Below are 22,916 nucleotides of genomic sequence, written 5' to 3' on the forward strand. Positions count from 1 at the left end.
CGTGCCGCCACCATTGGACAGCCGGCTGCCGACCGTAGGTCACCGGGCGACCGCCGTATGGCCGCGCCCCGTTGAGCCTCAGGCCCCGGGCTAACGTCCCGCTTTACTACACAATAATAACCGCCACAGCCCGGCGCGGGCATCTTTGCACATTTTCAGAAAGTTTCTCAGCTAAGGTAGAGGAGGCACGTGCCCGAATACTTTCGAGGAGCAAAATGTCTGAACTGACTCAACCACTCGGGGCTTTTACCCGTTCGGTATCCGGTGTTTCGACCTCCGGATCCTCCCTGCGCGATTACTGGGAGGGGCTGTCCGAGCTCACCATGAGCCGGCTGGCCGATAACTGGGAAGCTACCACTAAAAAATACCGGGAGGGTCAGCGCGCCAGCTACTTCTCCGCGGAATTCCTCATGGGGCGCGCACTCCTGAATAATCTCGTCAACCTTGGTCTGGTGGAAGATGCCCGCACGGCCCTGGAAGATTACGGCCTCAACCTCACCGATGTGCTCGATGAAGAACCCGATGCCGCGCTCGGTAACGGTGGGCTGGGGCGCTTGGCCGCCTGTTTCATGGATTCGTGCGCAACCCTGAATTTCCCCGTGGTCGGCTACGGGATCCTCTACCGCTACGGCCTGTTCAAGCAGAGCTTCGTGGATGGTTTCCAGAAGGAAGAACCCGATCCGTGGATGGAAAACGGTTCGCCTTTCGTGGTGCGCCGGGATAGTGAATCCAAGCACGTGAAATTCGCGGATATGGATGTGCGGGCGGTTCCTTATGATATGCCGATCACCGGCTACGGCACCGCGAATGTCAATACCCTGCGCCTGTGGAAGGCGGAGCCCCTCGAAGAATTCGATTACGATGCCTTCAATTCTCAGCGTTTCACCGATGCGATTGTGGAACGCGAGCGCGTGAACGACCTGTGCCGGGTGCTCTACCCGAACGACACCACCTACGAAGGCAAGGTGCTGCGGGTGCGCCAGCAGTACTTCTTCTGCTCGGCTTCCCTCCAGTGCCTCATTGCCGAACATAAGGAAGCGCACGGGGATATTCGTTCCTTCGGGGAATATAACTCGATTCAGCTCAATGACACCCACCCGGTGCTCGCCATTCCGGAGCTCATGCGCCTGCTCATGGATGAGGAGGGCCTGGGCTGGGAGGATGCCTGGAAGATCGTGTCCCAGACCTTCGCCTACACCAACCACACGGTGCTGGCCGAGGCGCTGGAAACCTGGGAAACGTCGATTTTCACCAAGCTTTTCCCGCGTATTTATGACATTGTGGCGGAAATGGATCGGCGTTTCCGCGCGGAGCTGGCGGAGGCCGGTTTCCACCCGGGCAAGATTGAGTACATGGCACCGCTCTCCGGCGGGCTGGTCCATATGGCGTGGATCGCCTGCTATGCCTCCTTCTCCATTAACGGGGTGGCCGCGATTCACAGTGAGATCCTCAAGCGCGATACCCTCCACGACTGGTACGACATCTGGCCCGAGCGTTTCAATAACAAGACGAATGGCGTGACCCCGCGCCGCTGGCTGCATAATTGCAATCCGCGCCTGGCCGCGCTGCTGACCGAGGTGCTCGGGGATGATTCCTGGGTGACGGATCTGGATAAACTGGCCACCATCGAGGAACGCGGGAATGCGGATATTTACCGGCGTCTCATGGAGATCAAGGCGGAAAATAAGCGTGATTTCGCGCGCTGGATTAAGCGCCGCGACGGCATCGATATTCCTACCGATGCTATTTACGACACGATTATTAAGCGCCTGCACGAATACAAGCGCCAGCTCATGAACGCGCTGTATATCCTCGATCTGTACTTCCGGATTAAGGACAATCCCAGCATGGAGGTCCCGCCGCGGGTCTTTATTTTCGGGGCGAAGGCCGCGCCGGGCTACAAGCGCGCCAAGGCGATTATCAAGTTCATTAACGAAGTGGCGAAGCTGGTGAATAATGATGCGGATACCCGCGGCAAGATCACCGTGCTCTTCGTGGAGAACTACAATGTGTCGCCGGCCGAGCATATTATTCCGGCCACCGATATTTCCGAGCAGATTTCCCTGGCCGGGAAGGAAGCTTCGGGTACCGGCAATATGAAGTTCATGATGAACGGCGCGCTGACGCTGGGCACCATGGACGGCGCTACCGTGGAAATCGTGGACGCCGTGGGCGAAGAAAATGCCTATATTTTCGGGGCGCGCGAAGAGGAGCTGCCGGAATTGCGGGCGCACTACAACCCGCGCGAACGGTACGAAACCGTGCCCGGGCTCAAGCGGGTGCTCGACACCCTGGTGGACGGCACCGTGAGCGACGGCGGGACCGGCGAATTCCACGATCTCCTCGGGTCTTTGCTGGACGGGTCCTCGTGGGAGACCCCGGACGTGTACTACGTGCTCGGCGATTTCGCTGATTACCGGGCCACCCGCGACCGCATGGCCGCGGATTACGCCAACCAGGAAGAGTGGGGCCGCAAGGCGTGGATCAATATCTGCCGCTCGGGCCGCTTCTCCTCCGACCGCACCATCGCGGATTACGGCCGCGATATCTGGGGCGTGAAGGCAACGCCGATTAAGTAGCTGCGGTTACCCAAACTAAGCGGGCGGCTGCGCGACGCTACGCGAACCGCGGGGGGCTACGCGAACCGCGGGCGGCTACGCGTAAGGCGCACGCAAACTAAGCGGGCGGCGGGTGTGTGATTCTTGCACATCCCGCCGCCCGCGCTTGTTTTGTTTCGCCGCCCGGCCTACCCACCGCGAACGTTCATGCGCCGTCGTCCTCTCATTTTTAAGAACGACGACGCCGCACCTATCGGCCAGCCGGGACCCGGATAGCGACCGTGACCCGCGCGGCGAGCTGGTCACGCTGCGGTCGGTGTGGCAGTTTTGCTTTCCGAGCCGGCGTTTCGGGTGAAGAAGAGGAGCACTGCGATGAGTGCGTACACCGCGGCGGACAGCATAATCGCTTTATCCAAGCCGCAGGCCAGCCCGATTGCCGCGACTGCCGGGGCGAATAATGCCGTGACGATGGAGTCGGCCAGGGAGATCACCGATAGGGCACTTGCTCGCACGCTATCGGAGATTCGGGTGTGGTAACGCCCGGAGACCTGGATGATCAAGATTGTTTGCATGGCCACGTGGAGGGCGAACGTTATCCACACAAAGAACTGCTGCTGGGCAAGCGCGAAGAGCGCCGCGGCCAGAATATTGGCGACCGCCACAGCCCAGGCCCACCGCGAAGGAATATTGAGTTTCTCCTGGAGGGTGGCCGCGCCCAAACCACCCAGGCACATGGCAGCGTAACCAGCTGCCACCAGCCAGAGTGAGGCCTGGCCGAACTTGATTTGCCAGAGCATGAACGGCCCGAGCGCTGCCGAATTAACGAGGATTAAGGCGAGTGCCTGGTGTGACCACACCGCGGTTTTCAGATTTGCGCCGAGTTCCCGCCAGGTATATTCGGCAGCTTCCCGCGAATCAGGAACCGTCCAGGAGACCATCGCTGCACCAACAAGCGCCGCGATGCCAAGCAGCCAGATCGCCGGCGGCCAGATCGCATAAACCGCCACTCCAGCCAAGCCACCCAGGAGGGAGGTACCCGACCGCACGAACTGCATGACCGTCAATGTTTTGCTTGATTTTTCGGCGGTCGAGGTATCGACCTGGTTCATCACCAGCGCCTCAAGAGTGCCACTCATAGCGGCACTGGCGATTCCTGCGAGGAACTGACCGGTCAATAGGACGCCGTCGTTCACCGCCCAGAAAAATGCCGCGAAAGCGACGATGCGTACCACGATGCCCGCAAGAAGAACCGCGCGCTGCGAGTAGCGGTCAAAGAGTACGGAAAACGGAAGTTCCGCCAGAGAAACGGTGACATTGAAAACCGACACCATGACACCGAGGAAAACCAGGTCTCGCCCGAGGAACTGCGTGAAGTACAGGTTATCGACCGCACTGAAGCAGGCAACCGCCAGGGTGCAGAGACCTAAGAGGGCTAAAGCTTTACGCATTTCATAAGGGTACATCCTCAATTCCGAAATTCCGAGAGTTACACAAGGGCCAGGCGTCCGCACCCCCGGGGAGGTGGTAGGTGTTTTCCGAGCTGTAGTGCAGATGTCGTACACGCGAAGTACATCTCGGAAAAAGCACCCCGCCTTCGGGCCGGGCGAGTAGCAGCTCGAGCCAACACCCTTGCATTCCGTGGACCAACTTCCCGCGGAGCGGGGTCGGTGGAGTGGATGATCATTTTCAAGTTTCAGGGCTGCAAAACGTGCATTTCGGACTGTTAGGGGCGCAGAGTGTACGCCACGGACATTAAATCGCGGAAAAACTGTCACCTACGTAATTTTGTTAGCCGGGCTGGTCTCTCCTCTCCTCAGAGTGCGCATTTCGAACCGTCACCCCCGTCAAGTGCGCGTTAGAGACAGGAAATCGCCCCGAAACGGTGCTCTTACGCGCACTTCATTTCGGGGCCGCCGGGGCTAACCCGCTGCCACCTCCTGCTGCCCAACAAAGTGGTACTCCACGACAGCGGAACGCACAGAGTGGTACTGCACGACAGAAATTCAGGGTTTGGCTGTAGCTCCAGTACCACTTTGTTTCCGGGCCGGGAATGGCGGGCCGCTGTCCGGGGGGATGCCGAGAGGCTGGCAGCTGCCGGCGCTGCGGGCTAACCTTCGGCTTCGGCGAGGAGAGCATCGAGGACCGGGCGTTGCAGCCAAGCCGTGAGGTAGAGCGGGACGCTCAGCCCGACCAGCGCCAATGCCCAGAAAATGGCCAAGCGCGATACCGGCGCATAAAGCCAGGCCAGCGGGAGCGCCACTGCGGCCGCTACGCACGCGGCCGTGCGTAGCGGCCGGGTGATGGCGAGGAGCACCGAGTTACCTAGGTGTTCCAGGAAGGCGTTGGAGAAGAATGCCTGGAGCGTCACCAGCCAGACCAGCACTGCCAGCACAAGCAGGAGGGCCACGATAATAAGGCCGGAGAGGATACCGGCCAGCCGTGGATCCGCGGCGATTGCGGGGTCAGTAGTGAGCGCCGCGGCGGAGTCAACGGCGGGGAGACCGGCGAGGGCAGAATCGGCCGCGGGGGCGGCGAGGCCGGAGACCCAGCGGTTTTCCCACCAGGCCAGGCCGAGGAGCCCGAGGGTGGGCAGCCACCAGGCCAGCGAAGGCAGCAGAGCAGCGCGGAAATGCTGCCACCACAGGCGCCAGGGCCGGGGCGCTTCGCCGCGAAGCAGCTGGGCGCTCACCCGCGCCGAGGCCACCAGGCTGGCTCCCCCGCTCACCACCGGGAGCAGCCCGAGCAGGGTAATAATATTGAGCTCCACCAGGATGACGGCGTCGGAAAGTCCGCGCTGGAAAGGTGAGTCAGGATCGAAAATCCGGCGCATACATCTCCTTCAGTTCGTGGCGCGCCCGCGGGTGGAAGCGCTACGGGCTTGTGCGGCAAGCGAAGCCCCGCGGACCGGCGCCCGCCGACCAGCGCCTCACGGCTCAAGCCCCTCGTGGCTGAGCTACGGCGCCGCGCGCCCGGTTTCGGGTGCGCGGCGCCGCGTCGTCGTCGTACTTCTTAACCCTTGACGGAACCCGCCGCAACGCCTTCCACAATATAGCGCTGCGCAAAGAGATAGAAAATAATAATCGGGATAATGGCGAGCACCAGCACCGCCATTTGCGCACCCAGATCCTTATTTCCATTCGAGCCCACCAGGAATTGGATCACCACCGGGACAGTCCGGTAGGCCTCCTCGCGCCCGATCACGAGGTTCGGGAGGAGGAAGTCGTTCCAAATCCACATGGTGTTGAGGATCGCGACCGTGACCGCCGTGGGCTTGAGCATCGGCATGACCACCTGGAAGTAGGTCTTGAAGGGCCCGGCGCCGTCGATGGACGCCGCCTCCTCGATTTCGCCGGGAATCGACCGCACGAAGCCCGCGAAAATAAATACCGAAAGCCCCGCCCCGAAGCCCAGGTACAGCACCACTAGGCCCCACGGCGAGGACAGCCCCAGCTTGTCCGCGATTTTCACGGTCGGGAACATGACCATCTGGAAGGGCGCCACCATGGAGAATACCAGCAGGTAGTACAGCAGCGAGGTCCACCAGCTCCGCACCCGCGCCAGGTAGTACGCCGTCATCGCGCAGAAGAATACAATGACCAGCACGGACGCCACCGTCACGAAGAACGACCAGCCCAGGGCCCGCATAAAACCGGACAGGCTCAGCGCGGTCTGGTAATTATCCATCCCCGCGAAGGTTTCGCCGGCCGGCAGGCTGAAGGGGTCGTCCGAAATGAAGAAGCGGCCCTTGAAAGAATTGACGAGGATGAAGAGCAGCGGCACCACGTAAATCACGGACAGAATCCCGAGGAAAACCACCGCCGCCCAGCGCCCGGGGGTCATGCGCACCCGGTGGCGCGGAGCCTTGAGCTTCGGTTTCGCCGTGGGAACGGTGCCGCGCGCTTCCGCGCGTGTAGAATCGCGCGCTTCCGTACGCGTTTCCGCGGGTACGACGGCGCCCTGGGACTCAGCGGCGACCGCGCGTTTGCCAGTTTCGGTACTCACAGGTCCACCTCCTTCGTGCGGGTGGCGCGCAGCTGGATGAGCGCAATCGAGGAGACGATGAGGAAGAAGATCACGGCCTTGGCCTGCGATACTCCCTGCTGCCCGACCTGCTCATACATGCTCTTGACGATATTAAGCGCCGCCATTTCGGTTTCCCGCATGGGGGCGCCGTTCGTGAGCGCCAGGTTTTGGTCGTAAATCTTGAAGGTATTCGCCAGCGTCAGGAAGAGGCAGATCGTAATCGAGGGCATCATCATCGGGATGGTGACCGAGCGCAGGGTGCGCCAGCGGCTGGCGCCGTCGATCTGCGCGGCTTCGTTGAGTTCGGCGGGAACATTCTGGAAGCCGGCGATGTAGATGATCATCATGTAGCCGATCATCTGCCAATTAACCAGCAAGATAAGGCCGATGAAACCGTATTTCGAATCATTGACCAGCGTGGTGCCGTAATTGGAAAGAACCGCGTTGAGGAGGGACTGCCAGGTGTAGCCCAGCACGATCCCGCCGATGAGATTCGGCATAAAGAAGATCGTGCGATAGAAATTCGTGGCGGGTAGCTTCTGCGTAAGCAGATACGCCAGGAAGAACGCGATGATATTGACGCTGATAATGGATACGATCGCCACCGAAGCCGTGAAGATCAAAGCCCCAACGTAGTTTTGTTGCTCCGTGAAGGCATTGACGTAATTCTGCACGCCCACCCAGGTGGCATCATCCAGCGTGGTGAAATTCGTGAACGAAAGATAAATACCGATAAAGAACGGGGCGAGGAATGCGATCCCGAACGCCACGTACGTGGGCCCCACGAAGGCAAGCCCGTGTTTTTTCAATGTTTTCATGAGAAACCCCCTGTGAGAGGCGGGGCCCACCGCGATGGTGAGCCCCGCGCCTCACCTCAGGCAAGGCAGGTGTGGTAGCAGTAGGTGCGGGCGCTGCGTGGCGCGCTTATTGACTTGCGTTCCGCGCCGCGCACCCGCGCGTGGCGCCCGCACCGCCCAGCTACTTCACCCCGGCAGCTGCCTTCTCAGTGTTCCACTGGGTGACGAAGTAGTCCTTCACCTGATCCCAGCTTTCCTTACCGACGGCGTACTGGCTCAGGTGCTGGCCCAGCCCGTTCTTGAAGTCCATGGACGGAGCCACCTGGAAGTCCCAGGCCACGTTGTAGTGCTCGGTATCCTTCATGTACTTGATGACTTCCTTACCGAGCGGGTCGGTGGGCGAGAGGCTGGCATATTCCTTGAAGGGGGCGATGAAGCCGAGGTCCTCCGCGCAGAGCTTGGCGCCGGTGGGATCATTGAGCATCCAGTTGAGGAAGTCCATCGACGCCTTCTTATCGGCATCCGAGGCCTTGTTGTTGATGGTCAGGTAAGCTTCGGTACCCACCGAGATACCGGCCTTTTCTTCACCCTTGACACCCATGTAGATGGGCAGGAAGTGGATATCTTCCGCCTTGACGGTATTGCCATCCACCCCATCAATCTGCGACCAGGCCCAGTTACCGTTCTGCACGAAAGCCACCTGGCCGAGCGCGAATTCCGCCATGGAATCGGTGACCGCCTTCGCGGTGGTTTGCGAGGGATCCACCGTGGAATCGGTGAGGTACAGGTCGAAGATCTTCTTCATATTATCCAGGTAGGTACCTTCGATACTCCCGGTGTCCTGCACGCCCTTATCCCGCAGTTCGTAGAAGAGCGGCCAGTTCATGAGGTGGGTCTGCCAGCGCCAATCCTCATTCGGGGAGAGCGAGGTGACCGCGAAGGCGCCCTTGATGCCGAGCTCGTCCTTCTTGGCCTGCATATCGTCCGCGACTTCCTTGAGCTTGTCAAAGTTCTTGATCTCATCCACGGACTTCGCCTTGGCACCCGGCAGCGCGAAGTACTTCTGCAAAATCGCATCGTTGTAAATGATGCCGTAGCCTTCCACCGCGTGGGGGACGCCGTAAATCTTGCCGTCATCTCCCTTGAGGGCCATATCCTTATCCGTCATGGCCTCAATGAAAGGAGCATCGGAAATATCGCTGGCGTACTGCTTCCATTTGGCCAGGCCGATGGGGCCGTCCACGCGGAAAATAGTGGGGCCATCCGCGCGCCCGAGCTCATTGGCGAGGGTGGGCTCATACGAACCACCGGTCGCGGATACGATCTTAATATCCACCCCGGTTTGTTCGTGGTATTTCTTCGCCAATTCTTGGAAGGCCTGGTCCGATTCCGGCTTGTAGTTGAGGAAGTAGACCTTGCCGGCCCCGCCTTCGCTTCCTCCGCCACTATCGGAATTGGATACGCAGCCACCCAATCCCGCGATGGCCACCAACCCAGCTGCGGCGAGGGCCGCAATCTTCTTCACTGAATGCATCGTTACGTCTCCTATGATCGTCAATGCCAGCAAGAAAGCCGCAACCGCGACAGCACCGTAGCGCCCGGCTCCCTTGCCTGTGTGGTGGTACTAGTTTACACCACAGTGTGACTTATCTTGCGTTCTACAGTTCTAATTTAATATCACCTTCGCGTGTGCGTCCGGGGGTTGCGACGGGCACGCCCATGGTGGCCGCGCCCGTTGTGGCGGGCGCACCATTGGGGCGACGACGCCGCCAGCCGCGCCATCAGCATCCCTCCTCGGTATCCGTGCTGAAAGGCACCAGGTAGACCGTGGTATCGGGCGGGAGCACCCCTTCTTCCAACGGCGCGGAGCTGAGGAGCACCGCCCAGCCTTCGGGCAGGGGTAGGGGCTCGGCAAAGGCCGTCATAATCAAGAGGTCCCCGCGTGAAGTGGCGGCGTCGTCGCCTTGCGCAGCCTCGCCGCCAGCGGACGTGGCGCTCGCGGAAATGGCGGCGTCGTCGCCCGCAAAATTGATGAGCGCGACGCCGCTGCCGGCATACTCGGGCGCGCGGCGCAATCCGCCCAGGCCCAGGTCGTATCGGGCCCGCAGGTGCAGCAGCTCCGTGTAGTAGGCGAGCGCGGATTCCGGATCGGCTTCCTGCGCGTCCACCGCGAAACGGCGCCAGTCCGCGGGTTGGGGCAGCCAGCTTTGCCCCTCGGGTGAGAATCCGAAGGCCGGGGCGTCCGCACGCCAGGGGATGGGCACCCGGCAGCCGTCGCGGCCCAGCTCCGCGCCGCCGGTGCGCGCGAAGGTGGGATCTTCGCGGGATTCGGGCGGCAGCTGGGTGGCTTCGGGCAGTTCGAGCTCTTCGCCCTGGTAGAGGTAGTAGGACCCGGGCAGCGCCGCCGTGAGGGTGTGCCAGGCACGGGCCCGGCGCGCCCCCAGCTCCGCATCGGGCTGCGGGTCAGCGGGGCCGATGCCGCTCGGGCCGTTCCCGCACCAGCCGGTGGTCACGCCCTCCAGGCCCAGGCGCGAGGTGGCGCGCAGGGTGTCGTGATTGGAGAGCACCCAGGTGGTGGGGGCGCCCACGGCGTCGGTGGCCCGCAGCGAGGATTCGATGAGCGCATTAATGCGGTCCGCACGCCAGGGCGCAGAAAGGTATTCGAAGTTGAAAGCCTGTTGCATTTCGTCGCTGCGCACGTAGCGAGCCAGGTCTTCCTCGGTATCCACCCAGGCTTCGGCCACCATCATGCGATCGCGCCCGTATTCATCCAGGATCGCGCGCCATTCGCGGTAAATATCGTGGACGGCGGGCTGGTTGGCCATGGGGGCGGGCGGCACGTTCACGTCCGGGTTGTAGCGCACGTCCTCCACCTTGTAGGGCCAGTCCGGGAGGGCCGGGTCTTTGGCCAGGCCGTGGGCCACATCCACCCGCAGGCCGTCCACGCCGCGATCCATCCAGAAACGAATGGTGTGAGCAAATTCATCATGAATAGCTGGGCTTTCCCAGTTGACATCCGGCTGCGAACGGTCAAACAGATGCAGGTACCAGGTTTCTTCGTGCTCCTGCGGGGTGCCTTTCACCCAGGGAATGTCCTTGACCTGCGACCAGGCCGGCCCGCCGAAGGAGGACAGCCAATCCGTGGGCGGCTCGCTTCCGTCCTCCCCGCGCCCGGGCCGAAACCAGAAATTATCGCGCTGCGGGGCACCCGCGCCGGCCAGCACCGCTTCCCGGAAAAGCTTGTGATCCCAGGAGGTGTGGTTCGGGACGATATCCACAATGATTTTCATGCCGTGCGCGTGGGCAGCCTCGATAAGCCGCTCGGCATCGGCGAGGGTGCCGAAGCGCGGATCGACGTCGCGATAATCGGCCACGTCGTACCCGGCATCGAATTGCGGGGATACATAAAAGGGCGAAAGCCACACCGCATCCACCCCGAGCTTCTCCAAATAATCGAATTTTTCGGTGATGCCGGGCAGGGTGCCGAGCGGCCCGCCGCTCGACGCATAAGACCGCGGATAAATCTGGTAAATAACGGCATCGCGCCACCACTGGTCGCGCTGCTGGGGCGGGTGGATAACAGTGCCGGGGTGTTGTGCTGTCACGATCAACCTCTTCGTTGCCGGGAACCGGTGCCGGTTAGCACCGCACTTCCAAGCTTACGTGATAGGTACGACGACGCAGGCAGCTAGGCGAGCGCTCCCCCGGCAGCGAGAAGTTTGCGGCGGAATTCTTCCAGATCCCGGGCCGGGCCGGCCCGGAGTTCCCCGCCCTGTGCCGCGGCCTGTGCCGCAGCGGCTTCGAGCGCCGCGATGGCGGCCTGCCAAGCCTCGCGCGCGGCGTTCATATCCCGCGTTTCGGCATGTAGATCACCGAGCAGCCCGCGGCAGTGGGCGGCGGAGAGTTCCTCGCCCAGCCCTGCGTAGATCGTGGCAGCTGTGCGCATGGCGGGAACGCCCTGCGCGGGCGCGCCGTTTTTGGCCTGGGCCACCGCAACGTGATGCCAGGACATGGCGGCGACTTCCCAGGCAGCGAGCTCGGCTTCGGTGGCGGTGGTGCTTGGCTCGGGCACACCCGCCGCATCGGCACGCTCGCCAGCCGGCTTCCCGCCGGCCAGCTCCGTGGCGCGCGCCGCTACCTCCGCGAAATGCGCCGCGGCGGCCGGGTAGTCCCCGCTTCCGAGCACCGCGCGGGCTCGCCCGAAAGCGCAATCAATCGCATTAAATTCCTGGCCGGGGAGCGCCGCGAAAGCATCCTCCGCCGCCCGGTAATCGCGCGCGGCCGCCGCGAACTGCCCGGCATCCAAGCGCGCCGCGGCGAGGGTGGCCCGGATAGCCACCCGCCCCAGATCCACCTCCGGCAGCGCACCCGCGGGCAGCAACGCCGCTTCCAAAGCCGCGATAGCAGCGGCTAAGTCACCGGCTTCCGCGTAAGAGATTCCAGCGTTATACAGCGCATTGGCCTGCTGGGCTTCGTGCCCGCCCAGGGCTGCGTACACGCCAGCCGCCTCCCGCATGGCCTGAGCGGCTGCGGCGTCGCCCCCGCCGTCGTGCAAAAAATATCCGTACGTTTCCCAGGCGCGCGCAGCCCGCAAGGACGCCGGCGCCGCGCGATACGCCTCCACGGCGCGGCGCGCGAGGCCGAGGGGGTTCTCCCCCAGCTGCCCGGTGGCCAGCGCCGCGAAATACAGGGCATCCGGGTCGCTCACCCGGGCAAAAAGTTCAGGCGCGGAAGTGCCTGGAAGTGCGGAATCGGAAAGGGCGCCGCTCGAATGGGCGGCAGCGGGAAGGGTGCCGCCCGCGAGAATGCCGCCGGCGCCCCGGCCACCCGCGGCGCAGCGCTCGGTTTCCCGCGCCTCCACGAAACGGGCGCGGGCCTCATCTTCATTGTGGCGCTCGAGGGCGGCGAGCCCGGCGCGCAGCAGCTCGGTAACGGTGGCGTGCATAGACATCGTTGAAATTGATGAGTCGGCCTAGATAGACCGCAGTTTTTGGAGGACTTCGATCTGGAGCTCCTGGGTATTCGGCGCGGTGCGGTAGGCCGAATACGCCTGGTTGTAGGAAATGCGGGCGGCGTCGAAATCGCCGGCTTCCTCGTTGATCTCCCCGATATGCCAGAAGCAATTGCCCATGCTCACAGCGGCATCGCCATTTTCCGGGAACTGCTGGAAGAGCGAAATGGCACGGCCGAGCCGATCCGCCGCCTCGTCCATCTCCCCCACGGCCTTGAGGGAAATGCCCAGCTGGCCGTTGGTGACGGCGCGCTCGAGGTAGAGCTCCGGGTCGCGCTCGAAGGCATCCGCGGCGGCGCGGTAGAGCTCGATGGCATCCTTAATATTGCCGGCACTGAAGGCCTGCTGGGCATCGTTGAAATAGGCAAGGCCCGCACGCTTGCCCTCGTGCGGATCGCGGGCGGCAGGCTCCGGATGCGCGGGAGTGACTGGTGTTTGCGTCATGTGCGGGCTTCTTTCTGACTTGTTCGGTTACGTGAGAGCGGCCGCCGGCGCGAGGCCGTGGCCTGGACCACTGACCATTCTATAACTTGTGAGCGGAAACACAAACCCGGGGAAGGTGTACCTGACGTGGGTACCCGAAGCGTCGCAGCGGTTCCCGCGCACCGTGCCGCGCACCGCGCACCGTGCCGACGCTCGGGCGGGCACGCGAAAGGCGGGAGGCCGGGCGCTCTCACGCTCGGCTCTCCCGCCTGATCGCTACGCGGCTGCGGATGTACCGCCGCGGTTATTCACCCGGCGGCGCTATCCGCCCCGCCGCCACGCCGCCACTATTCTCCACGACGGCGCAGCACCAACACCCCGCTGGCTAGCAGCGCGAGGACCGCTCCCGCGGCTCCCAGCACTCCCGCACCGGTGTGCGGCAGGCGCGGGCCGGAGCCAGCCTGCGCGGGCGGAGTTGGGTTCGCACTCGGGGTCGACGACGCCGCCGGCCCGTCCCTGCTTGCGCTGGGCTGGGGCGCGGGCGCCGTGGTGCTCGCCGTAGGCACCGGGGTGCTCGGGACCGGCGTTGTTGCTTCCGGAGCGCTCGGCTCCGGCGAGCTCGGCGCGGGCACCGTCGGTTCCGGAGTTGTGGGCTCGGGCGATGTCGGCTGCGGCCCGGGTGCCGGCGCCGTGGTTGTTGGCACGGGTTCCGGCGTGGTGGGCTGCGGCTCCGGCGCGGGCGGAGCCGGCTCCGTCGTTGTCACGCTCGGCGTGGGCTCCGGATCGGGCTGCGCGCGATCCGTCGTCGGCTGCGGCGCGGGCGCCGTGGTCGTCGGCGAAGGAGCCGGCGCGGGCGTGGTCGGTTCCGGAGTCGTGGGCTCGGGTGCCGGCGGCACCGGAGGCTCCGGCGGTACCGGGGGCTGGGGCGGCACAGGCGGGACCGGCGCCACGTAGTGGAAGCCGAAATCGGCATCCAGCACATCGGCGGTGCTCAGGGTGATTTCCCCGGAGCTGGCCTTGTCCTTATCTCCCGAGCCTTCCCGGACATGGGTCGTTTCCCAGGTCCCCTCGCGCTTCGGGAGGGTCGCGCGATCAACCACAACCGAGTACGTGCCAGGTTCCAGGCCTCGCACAAGGTACTTGCCGCTGGCGTCCGTCGTCGTCGTTATAAATGGTTCCGTATCGCCGGGGCGGAACACCTTCACGGTCACGCCTGCCAGGCCCGGCTCGCCCGGATCGTCCGCGCCGTTATTATTCGTATCCTCAAAGATGCGGTCCCCCAGGTTCACGCCCACGGTCAGGCAGGCATTCGCCTTCGTGCCCGCGAACTTCTGGCCCTTCGAATCGAGGCGATCCTTGGCCGGGGTGAGGGCCTCGTTGCAGACCTGCTGGGAGCGCGCGGTTTCATCAACCACCGCGTACAGGTGCAGCACCTCTTCGCCGCCCGGGGCGATCCCGCGTTCGTGAGTGAAGCGCAGGTAGGCATCATCGGTGGCGCTCGGGTCCGCGCCCTCCACCGGGTCGCCGGTGCTCGGATCCACAACTTCGGTCACCGTGTCATTAATGCGCCAGGTGCCGGTGGCGGCATCGTATCCGCCGTTGGTGCTCCAGTAGCCCACGTAGGTGACGCCCTTGGGGAGCATATCGGTGATTTCCACGCCAGTGGCGAAGCCGGGGCCGGCGTTCTTGGCGCGCACCACGTACTCCACCACGGAGCCGGTGGCCCAACGCTCGGTTTCGTTCTGCTTCTCGATATCGGCGAGCTGCACGCCCTCGGCCAGGCCGGCGTGCGCGGGATCGGCGGTAACCTTCTCACTCAGCACGCCGAGATCAGCGGATTTCGCGTGAATATTTTCCTTGGTGAGGTCCAGGTCAAAGGGCATGGTCAGCCCCACCTTGGCCGGTTCGGTCGGCATCACGGGCGCGCCGGTTTCGGCGTTCTTGCCGGTCACCGCGTAGCTATTCCAGGCGATGCCGCGGGCGGCGGCCGGGGCCGTCACATTGGCGTTGATCGTCCAGGTATCCGCGCGGGTGAGCTTGGCATCCTGCGGGAATTCCACCCGGAAAGCGCGCACCTGGGAGAAGTCCCCGCCCAGTTCCTCGGCGGTCTTCCACGTGCCCGGCTCGCAATTCTGCGGGCTGGAATCCTGGGCGGCGCCCAGCTCCATGACTTCGCCGCGGCACGGGTTAATCGAGGTGGAGTACAGCACCGAGGTGGGCTGCGGGGTGCCTTCCCCGAAGGTCAGCGAACCGTTGAGGCGCGGGCGCCACGTGGAGCCACGCTCATTTTCGGGGGTATTGGCGCCGCTCACGCCGTGATCACCCGGGTAGGGCAGCACATCGTAGGCCACCACCCCGGAGACCCCCGCATTGCCGTTATTGACCAGGTCCAGCTTGAGTTCGGCATTGGAGGCCGGCGAAACGGTCCCGTAATTCGGGTTGGCCTGGAACTCGGTATCGACGTCGCCCTTCACGTAATTCTTGCCCGCGAGCGCCGGCAAGCCCGCCACGTTGAACTTCGTGGAGGTGGTGCAGCCGCGCGCTTCGGGGCGGTTGAGGCCGTCGAGGTTATCGGTGAGTTTGCGGCTGTCCGTGCGTGCCCACCAATTGCGGATGCACTGGTTCGGGGCGACGGCGGTGCCCAGGTTCGGGCGCTTGGCATCCGCGAGGATCATGTCGTTGGTGTTTTCGCCGGGCTCGGTGGCCGCGGTGATTTTCGCGCCGAAGTAGAGCACCATTTCCGAGGAGTTGGAGCGGCTTTGATCGCCGGTGCTGGGCGGGGCGAAGTAGTCGCCCGCGCCGTCGGGTGTGCCCGCGGCGCCGTTAGCGTCGTCGTTCGGCCAGGTGAAACGCACCAGTTGGCGCTGCTTGCCGTCCACGGTTTTCATTTCGGTTTCCACCCGCATTTTGTCGAGCGGGAGGGTGGCCGGCCAGTTCGCGGAGGTGGTGATCTTCTGCGTGGGATCGTATTCCATGCCGGGGGCGAGCAGGTCCATGATCACCGGGTAGAGTTTGGCGCCCTTGCCGGTGTAGAAGCCCAGCCCGAAGGTGTAGGTCTGGCCGGTTTGGAAGAGCTCACCGGGCTTGGTGTCGAGGTTGCCGACCATCTGGCCGCCCAGGTGCGAGGTTTTCGACACCCCGTAGGTGGGGTAGCCGTCCACAATCGCGACCTGCGCCGCGGCTTCCCGCGTGGTAATCTTCGCGGGCAGGTCCGGGGTCGGGTTGCCGGCAAAATCGAGGGATTGCGCGGTTACGACGGCGCGATTTTCCAGCGTGGGGACCTCGTAGCGCGGGGCGGAGCTGTAGGTGGCGCCGTCGGGCGCGGTGGTGCCGTTATGCACATCGGCCGGGAAGTCCGCCACCACGGTTCCGCGGATTTCCAGCGTAATATCGCTCCGTTCACCGTTGACCACGTCCACGTCCAGGACGATGGAGGTGATCTCTTCGCCCTCGGGAACGGTGAGCGGGAAATCGCGTGTGGTAGTTGGGTCGACGACGACGCTCAGCTGCTTCCCACTCGTGGTGGTGTAGGTGACTTTCGCCGGGACATTCTTACGGAGCGGGCGGACCAGGCCGGCCTTGACATTGCGCAGGGCCGGGGTGGCGCAGGCACCGGGCGTTTCCGGGGAGACGTAGCGGCAGGGCAGGTTATCAGCCACGTGCATACGCAGGGGAACATTCCCGGTATTCGACCAGGAAATATCCCAGCTGGCTTCCCCGTCGCGCTGGGTCACGGCCTTATTGGCGGTTTTGCGGAAATTGCCTTCGGCACGCAGGTTTTGCAGCTGGCGGGTCACGGAATCGGTGGCGGTGACGTCCGCGTGCTTGGGATCGAGCGGGGTGCCGGTGGCTTGCACGTTGTTGGTGGCGCTGGCGCCTTCGGCGAAGGTGCCGGCGGGGAAGGCTACCGTGACGCGGTAATCTTCGATGGCGCGTACGACGGGTGAGCCGGGAACCACCCAGGTGACGGTGCGGGTGGCCGGGTCGTAGGTGCCGTCATGGGTGGCGCGCACAAATTCCGCGCCTTCGGGCAGGGTATCGACCAGGCGGATTTCGGTGAGGCCCATGAGGCCGGGAGTGCCGGTGCCCGGGTCCTTGAATTTGTTCTCGTTGGTATTGAAGGCGCCTTCGTAACCGGCGGTAATGGTGTAGGTGTACTGGCCGCCGATGGCCGGCTGGGATTCGGGAGCGAATTTACGGACCGCGATGGTGGGGGTGGCATGCACCGGGGTGGCCAGTTCCACCGGGTCAGCTACCAGGCCGTTTGTTTCGCCGGCAACCTTCGGGTGGATCGCTTCGCCTTCGGGCCAGCGCAGGTTCTCCGGGCGTACCTGCACGCGCATGGCGCCGGTGGTTCCCACCGGCACGGTGCCCAGGTTCCAGGTGTAGGTATCGCCTTCGCGCACCGGGACTGCGGATTGATCGTGGGAAGAATTGGTGGCGCTCACGTGGGTGAGAGGGAGCTTGTCGGTATCCGAGATGGAATCAACCAGGCCGGGGATGGTCACGCTGAGAGTGGTGTTCTCGCATTGACCTTGCACGCCGGCGCAGGACCATTGCACGTCGTAGCTGGCCAGGGCGCCGGATTTCACGCCGTTGGCTTTCTGCTCGGCGGGTTCGGCCACCGCGACTTCCAGGCGGGCCGAGGCTGCTTCCGCGGCGCGCTCGGCGTTTTCGGAGTTTTCAGTGTTGTTGCCGGTGGTGTTGGTGTTGTCGCCGGTGGTGTTTGCGGCGTTGTCACCATTCGTTGTGACTCGCACATTCGCGGCCATGGCCGGCGCGGTCAGCGGAATCGCTCCGCCCACCGCGACGACGGCGGCAATAAGCGCCGCCACCGCACCCGTGATCAACCGGTGCGCCGCGACTCGCGAACGCGCCGCTCCCGTTCTTAATTTTTGCATTCTTAGATCCCTTATTAGTTACCCGTTTTTACCGGATTCCACGCCCCGGCGGCGCGGTGAGACGCCCCCAAACACATGGCTCAGCTGCGGAAACACCTTGATGACTCGAGGTACTCCTGGCGCCCCGCGATTATAAACCGTTTGGAAGGTGTTCAAGCACGACTTAAATAACTATGTGGTAAATCTTATCTTCCGAGGTAACTGTCTCAGAGTATGACCATTTGCGCTGGTGGCGGCGGTGTGGTGGCGGCGGTGTGGTGGCGGCGTCGATGTCGCGGCGCGGCGGCCTCGTGGTGGCGGTGGCGGCGGTGTGGTGGCGGCGTCGATGTCGCGGCGCGGCGGCCTCGTGGTGGCGGTGGTGGCGGTGGTGGCGGCGGCGCACCAATATTGGCTACGGCACCGCGGTACCGCGGAAGGCCGCCCGCGCCGGAGCGCCATCGCTCGAATGCTGTCGCTCGGCACCACATAATGCAAATCCAGGACCGCGCACGCCACGTAGTGCAACCTGGTGACAGAAAAATCGCCAAAACCGTGCGCCAATTTGCACTACGTTTTTCGCGCCGACGTGGGAGCTGATCGTGGAAATCACACAAGTCACACGAACCACAATCGGCGCACTAGCCCCTGCGGGCGTGGTAGGTGTTGTCAGAGCTGTAGTGCAGATGTCGTACATGCGAAGTACACCTCAGAAAAACACACCCGCCTCCCGCCGGCGCGGGATCGGTGGAATGGGTCATTTTCAGCTTCAAGGCTGCGAAGTGCGCGTTCTGGACATCGACCCCCGCGAAGTGCGCGTAAGGAACACGAAATCGCTCCGAAACGGTGCTCTTATACACACTTCGTTTCCGGGGCGGGCTAGATCGGGCCCGGGCGGCCAGATGCCAGATCGCCTCCGGGTGGTGGCTGGCCACCAGGCCCGTGCTGCAGTGACAAAGCAGCACAAAGGGCCGGTAGCCCAAAAATGAGCTACCGGCCCTTGTTGCCGCTATTACCGCTGTTACGGCTCATGCGCGGAGCCACGAAAGGCTCGCGCACTTGCGAAAGCTAAGCGCGGCGCGTCTACTTCACGCACGAACACGCCCGCTTCGCGAGCGGCCCGAAAGCACCGCCCTTACTTCATGCGGGTGCCGGTGGAGCCGAGGCGCTCGCACGCTTCGACAACGCGGGCGGCCATGCCGGCTTCGGCGGCCTTGCCCCACGAGCGCGGGTCGTACTGCTTCTTGTTGCCCACTTCGCCGTCGATCTTGAGAACGCCGGAGTAGTTGGTCATCATCCAGTCGGCCACCGGGCGGGTGTAGGCGTACTGGGTGTCCGTGTCCACGTTCATCTTGATGACGCCGTTTTCCACCGCGGTGCGGATTTCTTCGGCGGTGGAGCCGGAGCCACCGTGCATGACCAGATCGAAGGGCGATTCCTTGCCAACCTTGGCACCGACTTCCTTCTGGATCTCACCGAGGATTTCGGGGCGCAGCTTGACGTGGCCGGGCTTGTACACGCCGTGCACGTTCCCGAAGGTCAGCGCGGTGATGTAGCGGCCGTTTTCGCCCAGGCCCAGCGCTTCAACCGTCTTGAGGCCGTCCTCAGCGGTGGTGTACAGCTTCTCGTTGATTTCGCCGACGACGCCATCTTCTTCGCCACCCACAACACCGATCTCAATTTCGAGAATGGTATTGGCCTTCTGGGAGAGCGCCAGCAGCTCCTTGGCGATTTCCAGGTTCTCATCCAGCGGCACGGCCGAGCCGTCCCACATGTGGGAGTTGAAGTAGGTCTGCTTGCCGGCCTTGTGCTGCTCAGCTTCGAGCTCCATAAGCGGGCGGATCCAGGAATCGATGTTCTGCTTGGCGCAGTGATCGGTGTGCAGGGCGATGGTCACATCGTAGTTCTTGGCGACGGCGCGCACGTACTCCACCAGGGCGATGGAACCGGCCACGCGGTCCTTGACGGTGGAGCCGGAGAGGTATTCGGCGCCGCCCACGGACACCTGGATGATGCCGTCCGATTCGGCTTCCGCGAAACCGCGCAGGGCAGCGGTGGCCGTCTGGGACGAGGTGACATTGATGGCCGGGTAGGCAAACTTATTTGCCTTGGCGCGGTTGAGCATTTCGTCGTACTGTTCGCGGGTTGCAACAGCCACTGAGATCTCCTTTATTCGGCGTTCCTCGAACCATCTGTCCGAGAGGTTTTCTGTGTGAGCACGCGAACCACCGCGATGTGGCGAAGGCTCCGTGCGAGTGCCGCGACCGACACTCTTTGAGGGTTCCTCAAACAGATTTTATTATCCCACGTTTGACCCCGCCGTGGCCGGACCTTTGCCCTGAGGCGAAAGATTCACCCCGCCGCGCATTCGGGATACGATGAGCGAGGAAGCGGCATGCCGGCCCGGTGCACGCACGCGCGCCCGCATGGGACCGATCCGCACCGGCCGCCGCACCGCCCGAACCACCGGAGCCAGCACGAGGGAGTCACCATGATCACCAGCGACACCACCGAGGCCGCTTGCGAACTAGCCGAGCTCATGGCCGGGCGCACCACCGTAGTTATCGCGGGGGCGGGCGTCTCCACGGCGTCCGGCATTCCCGATTACCGCGGCACCGGCTCCTCCGATACCCCCTCCATTGATTACGACGCTTTCGTTTCGGATCCGGTATGGCAGCGCTGGGTGTGGCAACGTAATCAGGAGACGTGGCGCGCGCTGAGCGGCGTCGTCGCCAATAATGCCCACACGGCACTGGCGCGTTTCGAAAAAGCGGGCCTTATTAATGGTGTCGCTACTCAAAATGTCGATAATCTCCACCAGAAAGCCGGTTCCACCAAGCTCGCGGAACTGCACGGGAATTTTTTGCGGGTCGTATGCGTGGAGTGCGGGGCGGAGTTCCCGCGCGCGGAGATTGCGGCGCAGCTCGACGCGCTCAACCCGGGCTGGCCCGAGGATCCCGATCCGGCGCACGTGGCGATTTTGGCTTCCGCGGATCGTGCCGGGGCGGAGGCCTCCACGTTCCGGGTGGCGCCGTGCCCGCGCTGCGGCGGTCTACTCAAACCCGCGGTGGTATTTTTCGGCGAGGCCTTGCCGCGCGACGCGATGGAGCAGTCTTTTGCGTGGGCGCGCGAGGCGGATGTGGCGCTGGTGGTGGGCACGTCGCTCGCGGTGCTGACCGGTTCGTGGGTGCTGGGCGAGGCGCTCCAGCACGGCGCGGCGTGCGCAATTATTAATATCGGCCCCACTACCGCGGATCGTTACGCCGATCTGCGCGTGGAGGGGGACGTGGGGACGGTGCTCGCGGGCGCCGCGGATCTTTTAGGAGCGTGAGTCCATGCGTGGTTCAGCTTTTAGCGACGACGACGGCGCACGCGGCTGGTTCAAACGCCGCCGCCAACGTAAACGCGCCCAGGACCTGGCCGAATGGCAAACCCGCGCGCACCGTTCGGCGTTTTCGGAAAGCCCGCCGCGCGCAGGCTCCGGCTCGGCTTTCTCGGAGCCGGAAAGCGAGCGCCGGCCGGTGGTGGCGCGGGCGAAGGAAGGTTCGCGGGGTGGCGCGGGTTCGCGGGGCAAAGAGCGCTCGCGCACTCGCCAAAGCTCCCGCACGAAACCGCATCCGCGCGATGAGCGGGCGATGCGCCAGGCTTACGCAAGTTCGGCGCAACTGCTGCCCACCGTCCCGCCGGCCCCCTATCCCGCGAGTGCGAGTGCGCAGCAGGCCGGCGGCGCAACCGGGCCCCACGGCGCAATCGGGATCTACGGGGCAACGCAGGCCGGCGGCACAACCGGTTCCTACGGTGCAGCGCGGGTCAATACCGCGCCGCCACCCGAGGAGCCGAAGAAAAAGAAGGACCGCGGCCTTTTCTGGTGGCTCATCATTGTTTTCGTGTGCTTCCCGGCCGGGTTTTTCCTTGCCGATATGGAAGATGAGGTGAGAGATCCACCGGCCGAGGTGGGGAGCGCGCAGAACGCTGGAGATTCTGGCGGCGCAGATTCCGGCGATGCCGGGGGCGCTGCGGCTGCCGCGGCTCCCGAGGCTGGCGCGCAGCCGCTGGTGAGTTACGCACCCGTCCCGCAGAATCTTGCAGAAACGCAGGCGGTGCGTACGGACTCGCATGTTCCGTCATTCATGGATCGGCCTTTCGTTATCCCCGCCGGGCACGTTTTCGGCGGCTACAACGCCAAGGCGAATTCCACGAGCTTTTATGACACGGAAACCGGGCAGCTGCGCTACACGCTGCCCGGGGAGCTCAGCTGTGCCCCCGCTGGTGACACCACGAATATGTGGTGCAAGCCGAATTCCTGGGGGAACCCTTACGCCAGCTCGTATATTTCGGACCTACCCGCCACCCTGCGCGCCGCAGCGGATGGCGCCGTGATCTGGGAAAGCGGAGAGGACGCGCAGGGCTTCGCGCCCGGGGTGCTACTCTCCCGGGCTGATATTGGCGAAGAACGCTTCTCTTGGCTGTCCCCCACGGATGGCACGGTGTTGGCCGAGCTGACCGTCCCTGCCTCGCTCGGGAATTTTCACGTGGCGCCGAGCGGGGAGCTGCTGCTTTTTGATCGGGAGGGCACCACGGTCAACTGGACTGTTTTCGATTCCGGAGGCCGCACGCGGGGTTCTGGTTCGGTGGAGGCCGAGGATGTGGAAAGCGCCTCGGTCATGCCAACCGCGGATGGCTGGTTCATCCCGGAGGCCAATCTGGCTATCACGCTGGAGGGGAAGGTGAGCACCGGGGCGCCGTTGCCTGGAGAAGTGTCGGTGCGGGAGGCTAGCTGCCCGGCTCCGCAAGCGAGTAACGCGCAGCTGCGGGAGAATCTGGAGAAGCTGCTCGGGCAGCAGCCGGCGGGTTCTGCCGCGCGGTATCAGGTGGCGATCTCCGCCTGCGTGCCGGGCGGGGTGGCGTATCTTTCTAGCTTGACCGGATCTACCACCACGGTAGTGGCGGCGGGTCAGCTGCGCGAGATTCCGCTCGCGAGCGCTAGCTTGGATTTTGTGGTGCTCGGTAACGGGATCGTGCTGACGGGTTACCGCGAGGATTCCCGTGATGCCACCTTTGCTTTCGACTGGAACCAGGGCGAAGCCCCGGTCTGGTCAGTGCCCGCCACCATAACCGATGCCGTGCCTGGCTACGGCTTCGTCGGCACCGACTATTCCGCCGCTGACCCCAAGCCCGTCTACTACGCTTTCCGGGCGAAGTAGATCTTGAACAGCAGCCGCGCTCT

At 63.9% G+C, this 22,916-nt stretch carries 13 protein-coding genes; 3 read left to right on the plus strand and 10 right to left on the minus strand.

Annotation, left to right across the window (positions count from 1 at the left end):
* The first annotated feature begins 215 nt into the window (after window positions 1-215).
* Window positions 216-2,579 carry a glycogen/starch/alpha-glucan phosphorylase gene (locus tag ACRQHG_RS03320; protein WP_435719487.1) on the plus strand — a complete coding sequence of 788 codons (2,364 nt, stop codon included), beginning with the start codon at window positions 216-218 and terminating at the stop codon, window positions 2,577-2,579.
* Between the two features lie 281 nt (window positions 2,580-2,860).
* On the opposite strand, the gene ACRQHG_RS03325 is transcribed toward ACRQHG_RS03320, so the two are convergent.
* From ACRQHG_RS03325 to fbaA, 10 genes are all read right to left on the minus strand, one after another.
* Complete coding sequence (locus tag ACRQHG_RS03325; protein ID WP_435719488.1) at window positions 2,861-4,006, minus strand: MFS transporter; 1,146 nt, start codon at window positions 4,004-4,006, stop codon at window positions 2,861-2,863.
* 659 nt (window positions 4,007-4,665) lie between these two features.
* Window positions 4,666-5,388, minus strand: a complete 723-nt coding sequence (locus tag ACRQHG_RS03330; protein WP_435719490.1) for a hypothetical protein — start codon at window positions 5,386-5,388, stop codon at window positions 4,666-4,668.
* Between the two features lie 179 nt (window positions 5,389-5,567).
* Complete coding sequence (locus ACRQHG_RS03335) at window positions 5,568-6,398, minus strand: carbohydrate ABC transporter permease (protein ID WP_435719586.1); 831 nt, start codon at window positions 6,396-6,398, stop codon at window positions 5,568-5,570.
* A gap of 158 nt (window positions 6,399-6,556) precedes the next feature.
* Window positions 6,557-7,399 (minus strand): carbohydrate ABC transporter permease, encoded by an 843-nt coding sequence (locus ACRQHG_RS03340; RefSeq protein WP_101595492.1) that lies wholly within the window; start codon window positions 7,397-7,399, stop codon window positions 6,557-6,559.
* 160 nt (window positions 7,400-7,559) lie between these two features.
* On the minus strand, window positions 7,560-8,912 hold the full coding sequence (locus ACRQHG_RS03345; RefSeq protein WP_435719491.1) for an ABC transporter substrate-binding protein: 1,353 nt from the start codon (window positions 8,910-8,912) through the stop codon (window positions 7,560-7,562).
* A 247-nt stretch (window positions 8,913-9,159) separates the two neighbouring features.
* Window positions 9,160-10,983: a glycoside hydrolase family 13 protein gene (locus tag ACRQHG_RS03350; protein WP_435719493.1), complete on the minus strand. Its 1,824-nt coding sequence runs from the start codon at window positions 10,981-10,983 to the stop codon at window positions 9,160-9,162.
* Between the two features lie 83 nt (window positions 10,984-11,066).
* Entirely contained in the window at window positions 11,067-12,329 is a 1,263-nt protein-coding gene (locus ACRQHG_RS03355; protein ID WP_435719494.1) for a hypothetical protein, read from the minus strand.
* 21 nt (window positions 12,330-12,350) lie between these two features.
* On the minus strand, window positions 12,351-12,833 hold the full coding sequence (locus ACRQHG_RS03360) for a tetratricopeptide repeat protein (protein ID WP_026428701.1): 483 nt from the start codon (window positions 12,831-12,833) through the stop codon (window positions 12,351-12,353).
* Between the two features lie 326 nt (window positions 12,834-13,159).
* Complete coding sequence (locus ACRQHG_RS03365) at window positions 13,160-17,713, minus strand: SdrD B-like domain-containing protein (protein ID WP_435719496.1); 4,554 nt, start codon at window positions 17,711-17,713, stop codon at window positions 13,160-13,162.
* A gap of 1,111 nt (window positions 17,714-18,824) precedes the next feature.
* Window positions 18,825-19,853, minus strand: coding sequence for a class II fructose-bisphosphate aldolase (fbaA, locus tag ACRQHG_RS03370; RefSeq protein ID WP_284890454.1), 1,029 nt, complete (start codon window positions 19,851-19,853; stop codon window positions 18,825-18,827).
* 327 nt (window positions 19,854-20,180) lie between these two features.
* Between fbaA and ACRQHG_RS03375 the strand changes: the two genes are divergently transcribed.
* Entirely contained in the window at window positions 20,181-21,020 is an 840-nt protein-coding gene (locus tag ACRQHG_RS03375) for a Sir2 family NAD-dependent protein deacetylase (protein WP_435719497.1), read from the plus strand.
* A gap of 4 nt (window positions 21,021-21,024) precedes the next feature.
* The gene (locus tag ACRQHG_RS03380) at window positions 21,025-22,893 is read left to right on the plus strand and encodes a hypothetical protein (protein ID WP_435719498.1); all 1,869 of its coding nucleotides are present in this window, start codon (window positions 21,025-21,027) and stop codon (window positions 22,891-22,893) included.
* The last annotated feature ends 23 nt before the right edge of the window (window positions 22,894-22,916 follow it).

Origin of the sequence: Actinotignum vesiculae, from assembly GCF_051267215.1 — a bacterium.
Classification (GTDB): Bacteria; Actinomycetota; Actinomycetes; order Actinomycetales; family Actinomycetaceae; genus Actinotignum; species Actinotignum schaalii.